This window comes from Metabacillus indicus (assembly GCF_046603695.1).
GTDB lineage: Bacteria > Bacillota > Bacilli > Bacillales > Bacillaceae > Bacillus_P > Bacillus_P indicus.
Genome location: NZ_CP176757.1, coordinates 2,278,289 through 2,291,998, shown reverse-complemented (window position 1 = coordinate 2,291,998; position 13,710 = coordinate 2,278,289). Strand labels below are relative to the sequence as shown.

At 45.4% G+C, this 13,710-nt stretch carries 13 protein-coding genes; 12 read left to right on the top strand and 1 reads right to left on the bottom strand.

The features are described from left to right. Positions 1-22 precede the first annotated feature (22 nt). The 12 genes from ACK1LH_RS11465 (at position 23) to ACK1LH_RS11410 (ending at position 13,077) form a co-directional block, all read left to right on the top strand. Complete coding sequence (locus tag ACK1LH_RS11465; RefSeq protein WP_411333089.1) at positions 23-1,291, top strand: peptidase; 1,269 nt, start codon at positions 23-25, stop codon at positions 1,289-1,291. A 66-nt stretch (positions 1,292-1,357) separates the two neighbouring features. Continuing rightward, entirely contained in the window at positions 1,358-2,788 is a 1,431-nt protein-coding gene (locus tag ACK1LH_RS11460; RefSeq protein ID WP_411333088.1) for an aldehyde dehydrogenase family protein, read from the top strand. Between the two features lie 74 nt (positions 2,789-2,862). After that, entirely contained in the window at positions 2,863-3,717 is an 855-nt protein-coding gene (gene ablB / locus ACK1LH_RS11455; protein WP_035319141.1) for a putative beta-lysine N-acetyltransferase, read from the top strand. Positions 3,718-3,751: 34 nt separating this feature from the next. After that, entirely contained in the window at positions 3,752-5,158 is a 1,407-nt protein-coding gene (locus ACK1LH_RS11450; RefSeq protein ID WP_411335092.1) for a sigma-54 interaction domain-containing protein, read from the top strand. Between the two features lie 190 nt (positions 5,159-5,348). Further along, the gene (ablA, locus tag ACK1LH_RS11445) at positions 5,349-6,761 is read left to right on the top strand and encodes a lysine 2,3-aminomutase (protein ID WP_029280724.1); all 1,413 of its coding nucleotides are present in this window, start codon (positions 5,349-5,351) and stop codon (positions 6,759-6,761) included. Next, positions 6,754-7,035 (top strand): YokU family protein, encoded by a 282-nt coding sequence (locus ACK1LH_RS11440; RefSeq protein ID WP_029280726.1) that lies wholly within the window; start codon positions 6,754-6,756, stop codon positions 7,033-7,035. The genes ablA and ACK1LH_RS11440 overlap by 8 nt, the downstream gene beginning before the upstream one ends. An 84-nt stretch (positions 7,036-7,119) precedes the next feature. After that, positions 7,120-7,353, top strand: coding sequence for a YozE family protein (locus tag ACK1LH_RS11435; RefSeq protein ID WP_029280728.1), 234 nt, complete (start codon positions 7,120-7,122; stop codon positions 7,351-7,353). 149 nt (positions 7,354-7,502) lie between these two features. Continuing rightward, positions 7,503-7,928, top strand: a complete 426-nt coding sequence (locus ACK1LH_RS11430) for a MarR family winged helix-turn-helix transcriptional regulator (protein WP_029280729.1) — start codon at positions 7,503-7,505, stop codon at positions 7,926-7,928. Between the two features lie 10 nt (positions 7,929-7,938). Further along, entirely contained in the window at positions 7,939-9,567 is a 1,629-nt protein-coding gene (locus ACK1LH_RS11425; protein WP_029280731.1) for an MDR family MFS transporter, read from the top strand. Positions 9,568-9,735: 168 nt separating this feature from the next. Next, a complete protein-coding gene (locus ACK1LH_RS11420) occupies positions 9,736-10,029 on the top strand; it encodes a DUF3817 domain-containing protein (RefSeq protein WP_029280732.1) in 294 nt (97 codons plus the stop codon). Positions 10,030-10,223: 194 nt separating this feature from the next. Next, positions 10,224-11,687: an alpha/beta hydrolase gene (locus tag ACK1LH_RS11415; protein WP_411335091.1), complete on the top strand. Its 1,464-nt coding sequence runs from the start codon at positions 10,224-10,226 to the stop codon at positions 11,685-11,687. Positions 11,688-11,919: 232 nt separating this feature from the next. After that, the gene (locus ACK1LH_RS11410) at positions 11,920-13,077 is read left to right on the top strand and encodes an MFS transporter (protein WP_029565881.1); all 1,158 of its coding nucleotides are present in this window, start codon (positions 11,920-11,922) and stop codon (positions 13,075-13,077) included. 24 nt (positions 13,078-13,101) lie between these two features. Here the strand turns inward: ACK1LH_RS11410 and ACK1LH_RS11405 are convergent, their stop codons facing one another. Then, a complete protein-coding gene (locus tag ACK1LH_RS11405; protein WP_029280736.1) occupies positions 13,102-13,671 on the bottom strand; it encodes a GNAT family N-acetyltransferase in 570 nt (189 codons plus the stop codon). Positions 13,672-13,710 lie beyond the last annotated feature (39 nt).

The following is a 13,710-nucleotide window of genomic DNA, read 5'->3' as shown; positions in this document are numbered from 1 at the left end:
AAATTAGTGAAGAGGTGAAGGGATGGAAGACTCACAAAAGCAAGTTTGCGCCTGGATCAATGACAACCGGCACCGCTCCATTAAGCTGCTGAAGAAAATGGTCGAACAGCGGAGTGTTCAGGGGAATGAAGCATCAGCCCAGGCTGTCGTCCTTGAGAAGTGCCGTCAGCTCAGCCTGGACATAGATTTATGGGAACCCGGAGGAAAAGCATTGAAGCAGCATCCCCATTTCGTTGCGACAAGAACCTCATTTAAGGACAGCCCGAATATTGTTGGGGTGATGAAAGGGTCGGGCGGCGGCAAGTCTGTTATTTTAAACGGACACGTAGATGTTGTTCCCGAGGGAGATCTCAAACAGTGGGAAGTTGATCCTTACCAGGCTGTTGTGAAGGATAACCGGCTATACGGCCGCGGATCAACAGATATGAAAGGAGGGAATGTCTGTCTGTTAATGGCCATGGAAGCCATTAAAGCATCAGGCATTTCACTTAAGGGTGATGTGATTTTTCAGAGTGTTATAGAAGAAGAGAGCGGTGGAGCAGGAACACTCGCAGCGATTCTCCGCGGGTATAAAGCGGATGCAGCCATTGTTCCGGAGCCTACTAAAATGAAAATCTTTCAAAAACAGCAGGGGTCGATGTGGTTCAGGCTCAAGGTGAAAGGGCGCTCTGCACACGGAGGAACAAGGTATGAAGGCGTAAGTGCCATTGAGAAAACGACCTTAGTTGTAGAGCATTTGCTCCAGCTTGAACAAAAAAGGAATAAACGGATTACCGATCCTCTCTATCAGACAATTCCTATTCCAGTTCCTATTAATATCGGTAAAATAGAAGGAGGCACATGGCCCTCTTCTGTCGCCGATCTTGTGAAACTTGAAGGAAGATGCGGGATTGCACCGAATGAAAAAATAGAGGACGTACAGGCCGAATTTCAAGGGTGGATAGACGAATTGTCCTCTAAAGATGAATGGTTTAAAGAGCATCCGGCTGAGCTTGAATGGTTTGGAGCAAGATGGCTCCCGAATGAAATTGACGGCACGCATCCGCTGACAGAGGCATTGTCAAAAGCATATGTCGACATTCTGGAAAGTGAGCCTGTAATAGAAGCATCCCCATGGGGGACGGATGCCGGTCTCCTTTCTCAAGCCGGCGGCATACCCTCAATCGTCTTTGGGCCGGGGGAAACAGAGATGGCGCATTTTCCAAATGAATTTATCGACATCGATCAGATGATCTCCTGCACAAAAGTGATTGCAGCCTTCTTATTAAACTGGTGCGAAGTGTCTGAGTGATGTTTTTATAGCTTGGGAGAGGGGAAATAAGTACAGGAAACGACTTACTAATAGAGGTGACCGGAAATGAAGCAGCATTTATGGATTAATGGTAAACATGAAGAATCAGAAACGTATGTAGAACTAAAATCTCCCTACGCAAAGGATCTGCTTGCAGAAGTCGCTAACGCAGACGAAAGCAAGGTGAAAGCAGCCGTGGACGCTGCAGCTGACGCGTTCAGAAAAATGAAGGAGCTTCCAGCACATAAACGGGCAGAGATTCTTAAACGAACGGCAGAGCTTCTTGCGGAACGAAAAGAGGAAGCGGCTCAAATCATCGCAAAAGAAGCGGCAAAGCCGATCAAAACGGCCAGGGCAGAGGTAGACCGCACAGTCATGACCTATACATTTGCGGCTGAAGAGGCAAGAAGGCTTGACGGTGAAACGATAGCGATGGATGCAGCTCCAGGAGGGGAAAACCGCACAGCCTATACGGTGCGGGAACCTATTGGTGTGATTGGAGCCATTACCCCGTTTAACTTTCCTATGAATCTGGTGGCACACAAGCTGGGTCCTGCTTTTGCCTCGGGAAATACGGTCGTTTTGAAACCGGCAACCCAAACCCCTTTAAGTTCCTATTTCATTGGAGAGCTTTTTCACGAAGCGGGACTGCCCGCCGGCGCCCTGAACATTGTCACAGGCAAGGGCAGCGAAATAGGGAAGCATTTTACATCGGATGACCGGATAAAAGCCCTGACATTTACAGGCAGCCCGGAGGTAGGGAAAAAGCTGAAGCAGGAAGCCGGCATGAGAAAAACCCTTCTTGAGCTCGGATCGAACTCTGCAGTGATCGTCAATGATGATGCAAATGCAGATGAAGTGGCAGCGAGATGCGTCACCGGAGCATTTGCGTTTGCAGGGCAGGTGTGTATTTCGGTACAGCGTATTTATGTGCATGAGGCTATATTTGATGAATTCGTGTCTAAGGCTGTTGAACATACACGGAAATTGAAAGTCGGGAATCCGCTGGATGAGCAGACAGATGTATCGTCACTCATTTCAGGTGATGATGTGGATCGCGCCCTCGCCTGGATTGAGGAAGCCGAAGCAGCAGGTGCAACGCGCGCCTGCGGAGGAAAAGGGTCAGAAAATCAGACGATTGAACCGGCCATTTTACTGAATGTGCCTTCTGATGCCAGTCTTTCCTGCCAGGAGGCATTTGCACCTGTTGCCATCATCAATTCATTCCGGACATTTGATGAAGCCATTGAAGAAGTCAATAACTCCCGGTTCGGACTTCAGGCCGGCGTATTTACAAACAGAGTGGACCTTGCATTTAAAGCGGCAAAAGACCTTCATGTCGGCGGGGTGATGATCAACGACATACCTACATTCCGCGTTGATCATATGCCGTACGGCGGTGTCAAAGACAGCGGGTTTGGAAGAGAAGGCATTAAATACGCAATGGAAGAGCTGACCGAGCTGAAACTGATTTCATTTAATCATGCGCATAGATAAAGAAGCCGTGAAAAGAAGAATGAGTGCGATTTCTGCACTCTTTTTTTCTGGAGTGAACAAAAGGGGGAAAGAGCGTGAACGAATATAAAACAGAGGAAAAAGAACTGGAAGGCATCTCATACAGGGCGACAGCGGTTTTTGACCATTTTAACAGCCGGATGAGAATTGATGATTACCGGGGAAATATGGAAGATCTCCTTGCTGATGCAGAAAAAGCCGCTTTGAACAAAGGTTTCACAAAGTTGATTGTAAAGGGAAAAAGCTCGTCGATTGAAGAGCTTCTTAACAAACAATATCAGCTCGAAGCGGTCATCAGAGGATATTTCCACGGTGACCCCGCCTGTTTTTTTACAAAATATTTCAGCGAGGACAGAAGAACTACAACGGCATGGACGGAGCAGGACAGCATGATGAGTGCCATATATCAGAAAGAAAAGTCGGCATGTCCGGACACGTCAGATTTTATATTCCGGAAAGCGGAAGAAAAGGACGCAGAAGGGCTGGCTTCTCTTTACCAAACGGTATTCGAAGTGTATCCGACTCCTCTTCATTCTCCGGATTATATTGTAAAGACAATGAAAGAAGGAACGATTTATTTACTGGCCGAAGAGAATTTGAAGATCGTTAGTGCAGCATCAGCGGAGCTGAACAGATTTTATCATAATGCAGAACTGACAGACTGTGCGACGCTTCCTGAAGCGAGAAAGCACCGGCTTATGAGAACACTGCTGCTGAAGCTTGAAGACGTGCTCAGGAAAGAGGGCATTTACTGTGCCTATTCTATCGCAAGGGCGGCCTCTTTCGGGATGAACGCGGTGCTTTATCAGCTGGATTATGATTATACCGGCAGGCTCACAAATAACTGCATCATCAGCACGGACTATGAAAATATGAATGTATGGTGTAAAGACCTGTCTGCCGGAAAATGAGCATTTGCTGCCGAAAAGCTGGCACTGAGGAGGAATTTCATTGGCAGACCAAACTAGAGAGAAAATCATTCAGCATATTTTAGAAACAATTGATGAGGGCATTCATGCGGTTGATGAAAAAGGGATGACGGTTTTCTACAATGAGATTGCAGCCTATCACGACGGACTGAAACCGGAAGAAGTCCTGGGGAAACATTTATTTGACGCTTTTCCCTCTCTGTCAGAAGAAACAAGCACCCTTCTAAAGGCGATCAGGACGAAAAAGCCGATTTACCATCACTCGCAGACCTACATAAATGTAAAAGGCGAAAAAATTGAAACCGTGAATACAAGCCTGCCCATTTTATCAGGAAACACTGTCATCGGAGCAGTTGAAATTGCAAAGGACTTTTCTGCCATCAAACAGCTGACAGAAAGACTGGCAGACCTTCAATCAAGAATATCGTCACCCGTTAGAGCAAAAGCTGTCAACGGCACCGTGTACAGGCTAGAAGACATACTGACAGTCAGCAGCAATCTGCTCCGTGTAAAAGAACTGATAAAAAAGGCCGCAAGAACATCTTCCAATCTGCTTGTCTACGGGGAAACAGGAACGGGAAAAGAATTGGTTGTTCAGGCGGTGCATAATGAATCTACGCGAAGACAGTCACCTTTTATTGCACAAAACTGTGCCGCCCTTCCGGAAGCCCTGCTTGAGAGCCTGCTGTTTGGCACGGTGAAAGGGAGCTATACAGGCGCTGCAGACCGGGCTGGTTTATTTGAGCTTTCCCACGGAGGCACTCTCTTTTTGGATGAACTTCAGTCGATGCCCCTGAACCTGCAGGCAAAGCTTCTTCGCGTCATTGACGACGGGGCAATCAGAAGAATCGGCAGCAGCAGGGCTATAAACGTTGATGTCCGAGTGGTTGCCGCCATGAATATCCCGCCTGAGCAATGTTTAAAAGAACATAAGATAAGAGAAGATCTTTATTTCAGGCTTAATGTGTTCGGCCTCAGCCTTCCTCCCCTCAGGGAGAGACCAGCAGACATCCCGCTCCTTTCGGCTGCTTTTATCAAAAAATACAATCAGGAATTCGGCAAACGTGTATCAGGCCTATCAAAAGAGACGGAGAGCCTGCTTGGCAGAAAGCGCTGGCGGGGCAATGTGCGGGAACTCAAACATTGCCTGGAATTTGCAATGAACATGTGTGATGAAGGGCAGATTCTGCCGAGCCACCTCCCGCCGTACTTGATGAATGAGGATGAATCAGATGAAAGAGGCGGCTCCCTGCAAAGCAGGCTGTCAAAATATGAATGCAAGCTGATCTTTGATGCAATGGAACAAACAGATGGGAATGTCATGAAAGCTGCAAAGCTTCTCGGCATCCCAAGACAAACCCTGCAGTACAAGCTCAAAAAATATCTTAGTGACCAATATTCGGCAGTGGAATCAAAGGGGTAGGGGGAGTTTGGGGTGGGGTTGGGTGGTATTTTTGTGGAGGGCAAAATAAATTATTTTTAAAGCTAAGCCCGGATTTTTCCTTGGATTTCTTATCTGATTAAAAGGGTTGGACAGTCGGCTCCGCTTTTCGTGTCACGCTGGCACGCTTTTTGCATGTAATAGTGGTAAAGACCGAAATGGGGGAACTGCTGTGAGATACGACTTGTATAAGCCGAAACGCCATTGGAAAGATATTGAGCTTTGGAAAGATGTGACGGAAGAGCAATGGAATGACTGGCTGTGGCAGCTGACGAACACGATCCGGACACTCGGAGATTTGAAAAAAGTTGTGAACTTGACTCCTGATGAAGAGGAAGGAGTCAAAATTTCTACGAAAACCATTCCTTTAAATATTACTCCATACTACGCCTGGCTGATGAACGAAGATGATCCGAGGTGCCCGATCCGCATGCAGTCGGTGCCGATTTCACAGGAGCTGAATAAAACAAAGTATGACCTGGAAGATCCGCTGCATGAAGATGAAGATTCTCCTGTACCCGGCCTGACCCACCGCTATCCGGACCGTGTTCTATTCCTGGTGACAAATCAATGCTCCATGTATTGCCGTTACTGTACAAGAAGACGTTTTTCAGGACAAATCGGCATGGGTGTGCCAAAGAAACAGCTTGACGATGCCATCGCCTATATTGCTCAAACACCGGAAGTGCGGGATGTCCTCATTTCAGGCGGTGACGGTCTTTTAATCAATGACACCATTTTAGAGTACATTTTAAAGAACCTGAGAGCCATTGATCACGTTGAAATTATCCGGATTGGCACTCGTGCTCCGGTCGTATTTCCGCAGCGCATTACCGAAAATCTCTGCAATATCCTGAAGAAATACCATCCAATCTGGCTGAATACCCATTTCAATACATCGATCGAAATTACAGAAGAGTCCAAAAAGGCTTGTGAGATGCTCGCTAATGCAGGTGTGCCTGTCGGCAATCAGGCAGTTATCCTTGCCGGCATCAATGACAGCGTACAAATTATGAAAAAGCTCATGCACGATTTAGTAAAGATCAGAGTCCGCCCGTATTACATTTACCAATGTGATCTTTCTGAAGGCATCGGCCATTTTCGTGCACCTGTTTCAAAAGGGCTTGAAATTATTGAAGGCCTGAGAGGTCATACAAGCGGTTATGCCGTGCCGACATTCGTAGTGGATGCACCGGGAGGCGGAGGGAAAATCGCTTTGCAGCCAAACTATCTGATTTCCCAAAGTCCGGGAAAAGTCGTTCTTCGAAACTTCGAAGGTGTGATCACAACGTATCCGGAGCCGGAGAATTATGTCCCGGGACTTGCTGAAGATTATTTCAATGAAATCTATCCGGACTCAGATTCGAAAAAATCATTGTCAGGCATTGCAGGTTTATATGAAGATGCACAGTTTAACCTGATTCCTGAGGGCATCGGACGCATCAGCCGAAGAAAAACGTTTGAAACGAATCCCGAGCATGCAAGCTTAAAGAACAAGCGGGAAAAGCGGGACGAATTAAAAGAGAAAAAGTACCGTGCCCAGCTTTTAAAATCCGAAGATAAGAAGGCGGCAGAAAATGAGTGAGCGCTGCGAGTGGTGTGAATCGGAAAAGGCCGTAAAAACAAGCAACCTTGTTCACTGGGAGCTGCCCGATGGATCACGGGCCATCGAAATTTCTGAAACGCCCTGTACGGAATGTCCAGATTGCGGCATCAGCTATCAGAGCGAGGATACAATTAATGAAATCGAAAATCAGCTCCTCCTGATTAATGTGAAAGAACTGCCAAACCGGGTCAATTTTGATGAGCTCATGAAATGGAAGCGCCATTTAAAGCGAAATTATTTTGACTTTACGTGAAACCTCAGAGAATTCTGAGGTTTTCTTCTTGTCCAATCCACGTTATAATAGGGGCACTTTACAAACCCAACGGAGGGGACCCGCATGAAATCTTTTTATCACTACCTGATGAAATTCAGGCATCCAAAGCCTCAGGATGACATCAGCCGTTTTGCCAATGATGCTTACGATGATCACAGCTTTCCAAAATCATCCGACGATTACCACGAAATCAGCTCATACCTCGAGCTTAACGGCTCATACCTCCCGGGTCTTGTCGTATTTGATGACGCCTGGGACTTGTATGAAGCGGAAATAGTAAAAAAATCAGCATTTTGAGAGCAGTCCTGGCCAGGGCTGTTTTTTTTGCTTTAAAGAAATGTTGTTATGCTTTATTCCTTGACAACTTTTCAGCTCCGTCATATAGTTAATAAAGTTAATAGTTAAGTAAGTTAAGTATTAAATTGATTTGGAAACGGGAGGGGAACATGAATACACGCCAGGAGCTCACCTACGAATTTCTCTCGAATTACAGAAAGCTGAACAAGATGACCAGGGCACATTTGAATGACATGCTTGAACCCATGCTGCCGTTCAATGAATTTATGGTGCTTCGGCTCGTGCATGAACAGGATCATCCAAATGTCAGCCGGATTGCAGATCTGCTGAGCGTTTCGTGCAGTCATATTACATCAGTCAGTGAACGGCTGATAAAAAAAGGCTACTTAACACGTGTCAGGGCAAGTGACGACAGACGAGTTGTCCTTCTTCAGCTGACGGAAGAAGGAGAGAGAGTGGCAAGAACAGTAGAGGCGACCATCACAGAATACTTTCACCGGAAACTGGAAAACGTAACCGATGATGAAATGATTGTATTTAATCGCCTTTTAAAAAAATTATTAGAAGAAAACTAGAGGTGGAATCATGGAACATTTAAGTCATAAAGAAAAAATAACGATAATGATTGCCATCATTGCAGCGATGTTTTTTGCGGCAGTAAATCAGACAATTGTAGGGAATGCTCTTCCAAAAATCATTTCAGAGCTTGGAGGGCTTGATTATTACAGCTGGGTTTTCACCATCTATATGCTGACAAGTGCAATTACAACCATTCTTGTCGGAAAGCTATCAGATATGTATGGAAGGAAACCTTTCATTATCATCGGGATCATCATTTTTTCTATTGGAGCCTTTCTTGCAGGTACATCAACTGACATTATTCAGCTGATCAGCTACCGCGGGATTCAGGGCTTTGGAGCAGGTATGATCATGTCAACTGCCTTTACGGCTGTAGGGGATTTATTTGCTCCAAGAGAGCGGGGCAAGTGGCAGGGTGCCATGAGTGCCGTGTTCGGGGTTTCAAGTGTATTCGGACCGACGCTCGGCGGATACATTGTCGATAACCTTGAATGGAAGTGGGTATTCTGGGTTTTCCTTCCGCTTGGAATTGTCGCGCTCGTACTTATCTGGAAGCTTTTCCCGTCCACGGAGAAAAAGCCCGGCCAGAAGGTTGATTATCTTGGATCGTTATTCCTTTCATCAGCCATTGTTGCAGCACTTCTCGCGTTCTCATGGGCAGGAACGAAATATGACTGGGGCTCAGCACAAATCCTTTCTCTATTCGCGGCAGCAGCTCTGTCCGTGATCATCTTTATTTTAGTCGAACGAAAAGCTGTCAGCCCGATTCTGCCGCTCGATCTGTTTAAAAACAGCATCTTCACCATTTCAAATGTCATCGGGTTTGTCATTGGGGTCTCCATGTTCGGAGGTGTCATGTATGTTCCTTATTTCATTCAGGGTGTACTCGGCTACTCGGCTACTCATTCCAGCTTCCTGACAATGTCCATGACGCTCGGCCTTGTGTTTGCAAGTGCTCTTGGCGGACAGATTATTTCTAAAACAGGAAAGTACAAACTGCAGGCAATCATCGGGCTGTGCATATCTGCAGCAGGCCTTTACCTGCTGTCAACCATGACGGTAGACACCTCGCAGTATTTGCTCGTATTTTACCTGACACTTGTCGGATTTGGCATCGGAATTGGCATGACTGTCTTTACGCTTACAGTGCAAAATGCGGTAGAGCAGAAGCTGCTTGGTGTCGCAACGGCATCCTCACAGCTGTTCCGTTCCGTCGGGGGGACTGTTGGAGTTGCCATCATGGGAACACTTCTTAATTCGCGCATGCAGGATAAAATGGCTTCAATGAGCAGCGCCAGTGACACGAATCAGATGGCAGCATCACCTGAGCTTGCGGGGAAACTTCAATCTCTGCAAAACCCTCAGCTGCTGCTTGATCATGAGAAGCTTGACGGCTTAAAGAACACACTTCCTCCTGAAGCGGTGCCTTTCTTTGAAAACGTCATCCGTCAGCTGCAGGATTCCCTCAGCTACGCGTTATCCGGTGTTTTCATCTTCGTGACGATTACAATGGCGCTTGCGATTCTCTTAACCTTCTTTATTAAAGAAATTCCATTAAGAAGTGCAAAGGATCAGCCTTCAGTAAAAAAAGAAAAAGCAATAAAAACCGGAGAACTGCAGGGCAGCGAAAACTAATGGAAACCAAGGTGCATGAGCACCTTGGTTTTTCCTGCGTGAAGAGGTATAAAGCGGTGCAGTGGACATACATATAGAATTGAACATTCTATGACGTCTGTCCGGGAAGAGTGGTTTTTGCTAAAATCCTGCTTTATAATGAAGAAAAAAGTTGATGGAGGAACACCTATGCCTCAAACACCGATTGAGCGTTTCAGATTTATGGGATTCATTGAAGGAGCTTCGCTGCTTATCCTTCTCTTTATTGCCATGCCGCTGAAGTACTGGGCGGATATTCCAATGGCCGTTACGATTGTCGGCTCATTGCACGGATTCTTCTTTATTGCCTACCTCCTGATCATTGCATATACAACGTATAAAATCAGATGGTCTTTTGCCTGGGTATTCAGTGCAGTGGCTGTTGCATTTATTCCATTTGGGAATATGGTTCTTGATTCAAGACTAAAAAAAGCCAATTTATAGTTAAAGAGATAACCCAAATACGGGTTATTTTTTTGCTTTTTATAGTTGCATCTTTCGTCCCATGCCCTACGCTCCCAAAAAGAGTAAACTGAGTATGTTCGGTTTACAGAAAATTCTAAAAAGGGTGTGGTTGTTTGAGGAGAAAAATGATAGCGGTTACATTATCAGCAGCACTGCTTGCGCCTATTATCCCCATGACAAATGAGCCTGCCAGAGTGTCTGCCGCACAAGAAGCTTCTATTCCTGATGCACACAGCTTGAAAAAAACTTATTTTGACGGAATAAATGATAATTATTTAACGACAAAGAATCCCGTTCAATATCAGCAGGCAACTCTTTTTGGGAATCTCGGATTGACGCCGCATTTGTGGGGGAGTGCAGAAGATGAAACAGGCTGGCACAAAATGTACAATCCAGCCCCAGTCACCGGAACTCAGGTTAATGGAGCATTTGAGGATGCACAATTTGTGATCCGGATTCCCGATAACTGGAACGGGAAACTGGTATCTGCCGGAATTCCTGCAACGCGCAATGAAACCTCGACAGACTTGCTCTTCAGTGATTTTGTCCTGGAAAAAGGATACGCTTTTGCGGCCATTGATAAGGGAACACAAGGTAGATTAGATCCTGCAGATCCATTTGCAAAAGCAAAAAATGCTCTTGTTGAAGAAGATGATTCGGTTGCCGAATGGCACAAAAGGTACCGGCAGATAACGGCGTCAGCTCAAGCTTACCTCCAGGAAAATTATGCGGACAAGCTTATCTCGCCTAAAGACAAGTCAAATCCTGCGCATCACCTTATTAGAAAAAACCACCGTGTTCCTACATATGCAATTGGAATTTCAAACGGAGGGTATGTGGTCAGGTACGCGCTTGAGCATGACGGGCGCCAGAAAAAAGAAGACAGGCTGTTTGATGGCGGCGTTGACTGGGAAGGTGTTCTCTGGACAGAGAAGCAGCCCAACCTGATGTCCTCTTTGACAGCGGTTGTCAATCATGCCGAGCCTGCCATATACGGCAGTGGAAAAGAGAAAGAAAAAGCGGTAAAAGAGTTGTATAAAGCAGGGGTTCCAAAAGGATCAGAAGCATTATGGAGCTATCATGACCAGGTGTACTGGTTTATTACTGCAAATATTTACCGCGATCATTTTGATCCTAATGCACCTGAACGGATTGACTGGAAAAATTACTTGAATTTTATTAATGGAGTGAGAGACCGAACCTATGACTCTATTTTCGAAAACTACCGCTATCCATCCCGTCCTAAAAGCGTAAAAGAAAGCATTAAAGAGGTTGCGAACACGGGAGGTATCGATGTTCCGCTTATCAGTTTTACGGGTACCCTTGACACTCTGATTTTCCCTGACATTCATGCAGCGGGATATGAGAAGCTTGTTAAAAAAGCAGGGAAGGATAAACTGCACCGCATGTATTACATTGAAAATGGCAATCATGTCGACAGCTTGGTCTGGAATGCTTCAATGGATGCCGGGAAGAAGCTCCAGCCGCTTTTGCCGTATGCCCATCAATCCTTTGATTTACTTACAGACTGGGTGGAGAACGGCGCAAGGCCTCCAGAAAGCAAGAACATTCCCGCACCGGCGGATCCAGTTAAGGTCATTGATTTAAAAACTGGAAAAGAGACAGATCCGTATTGAAAATTGACAGAATCCCGTTCATATACGGGATTTTTTGCTTTATCTTTGGAAATGTATAAATTATCCTTTCGAAATTTTCTGTCAATAATTCACGGAGCTAAATCAGTATAATCCAGACGCTGTCTGTGCTATTATTTAGGAATGCGAAATATATTGGCAGATACACAGATAATTTAGGAGAGATAAAGTGAGTAAATTAGTAAAAGCACCGCTGTGGACAAAGTCGTTTGTGATGCTCATGGTTGGAAATTTGTTTATTTTTATGTCGTTTCAGATGCTGATCCCGACACTTCCGCCCTACATAAAGTCTCTTGGGGCCTCAGGTCTTGAGATCGGGCTTGTGACTGCACTGTTTTCAATAGGCGCTGTATTAAGCAGGCCGTTTATAGGCTATATGCTCGAATACCGGACACGCAAGCCGCTCGTGCTTGCCGGAGCTGCAGCCCTTCTTGCCATTACCATCGTATATCCGTTATCGAGCATGATTTTTATTTTTCTGCTTTTTCGGTTTGTGCATGGTCTTGCCTGGGGGTTTTCAACAACAGTAAACGGTACGGCTGCCGTAGATGTGATTCCGAAATCGCGTCTTGGTGAAGGCATGGGCTATTTTGGCCTGTCCGTTACGCTTGGCATGATTATTGCTCCAAGCCTTGGAATATATCTTTTTGGGGTTACGTCATTTAACAACTTAATTTACATTTCATGTGCACTCGGTCTGATTGCGATTGGATTGCTTGCTGCTGTGCGTTACCATACGCCTCAATCAGTGACGAACACTAAAAAAGAAGATTTAACATTTTCCTATGTTGGTTCGCTTGTTGAAAAATCAAGCTGGTATCCTGCTTTCATAACGATGATCGCGACGTTTGGTTATGGGTCGGTTGTGACATTCATTGTGATATTCGGTGAAGAACGGGGGATTGAGCAGATTTTTCTGTTTTACCTGTTTAATGCCATAATGGCATCTGTTTCAAGACCGATTTCAGGGAAATGGTTTGATCAGAAGGGGCCGAAGGGTTTAATTATTGTATGTTCGGTCTTAACCTTCTCGGGTCTTTGGGTTCTGTCATTCTCCCATACAAATGCAGGAATAGCTGCTGCCGGAATTTTGTTTGGAATCGGCTTTGGTTCCCTGCTTCCGACGCTTCAGTCATGGACGCTCTCCATGACCCCTGACAACAGAAGGGGTGTGGCAAACGGCATGTACTTCTCTGCGATCGATTTTGGAATCGGCTTAAGCGGAATTGTCTTCGGGATTCTTGCTCAATTTGTCGAAACGGCCGTGCTTTTTCAAATCTCCAGCATTTTTCTGCTTATTCCGGTGGTGCTGACGCTTCTTGAAGAAAAACTAAGCAAAAAAGAGCATTTGGTTTTAAAAGAGAATACGTGATAAAAAAGCAGGTCTGAACATCCATCAGACCTGCTTTTTAGTTGAGTGTTTTTTTTGCTCCCACTCACGTGCAAGCATTCCATATACAGCATGATCAACATAATGATCATACAGCCATTCTGCCTCGCGGATGGTGCCTTCATGCTTATAACCGAGGCGTTCGGGGATGCTTCTGCTTTTCATGTTTTCTACTGCAGCCCTTATTTCTACTTTGTTCAGTCCATATTCATTAAACGCAATCTCAGTCAGTGTTTCCGCCACTTTTGTCATAATGCCGTTGCCTTGAAAATCCTTACCGAGCCAGTATCCGATATAGGCGGTTTTGTTTGGCCAGGTGATGGAATTGAATCCTGCTGTACCCGCTATTTTTCCTTTGAAAAGAATGACTGTGCTTAAGCTTTTATGATCGGCAAATCCACGGAGGGTGCCTTCAATAAATGCCTTTGTATCTTCTTCCTTGACCGTAAAATCAAGCCACGGAAGCCATTCTTTCAGATAACTTCTGGACCCGTCTGTCAGTTCGAACAATTGCTTTGAATCTCTGACATCCGTCAATTTAAGTGAGAGTTCATCATTAATCTTATGTATAAACATTGAAATTCCCCCAATCTTTGTCTATTCGTCTACTATACA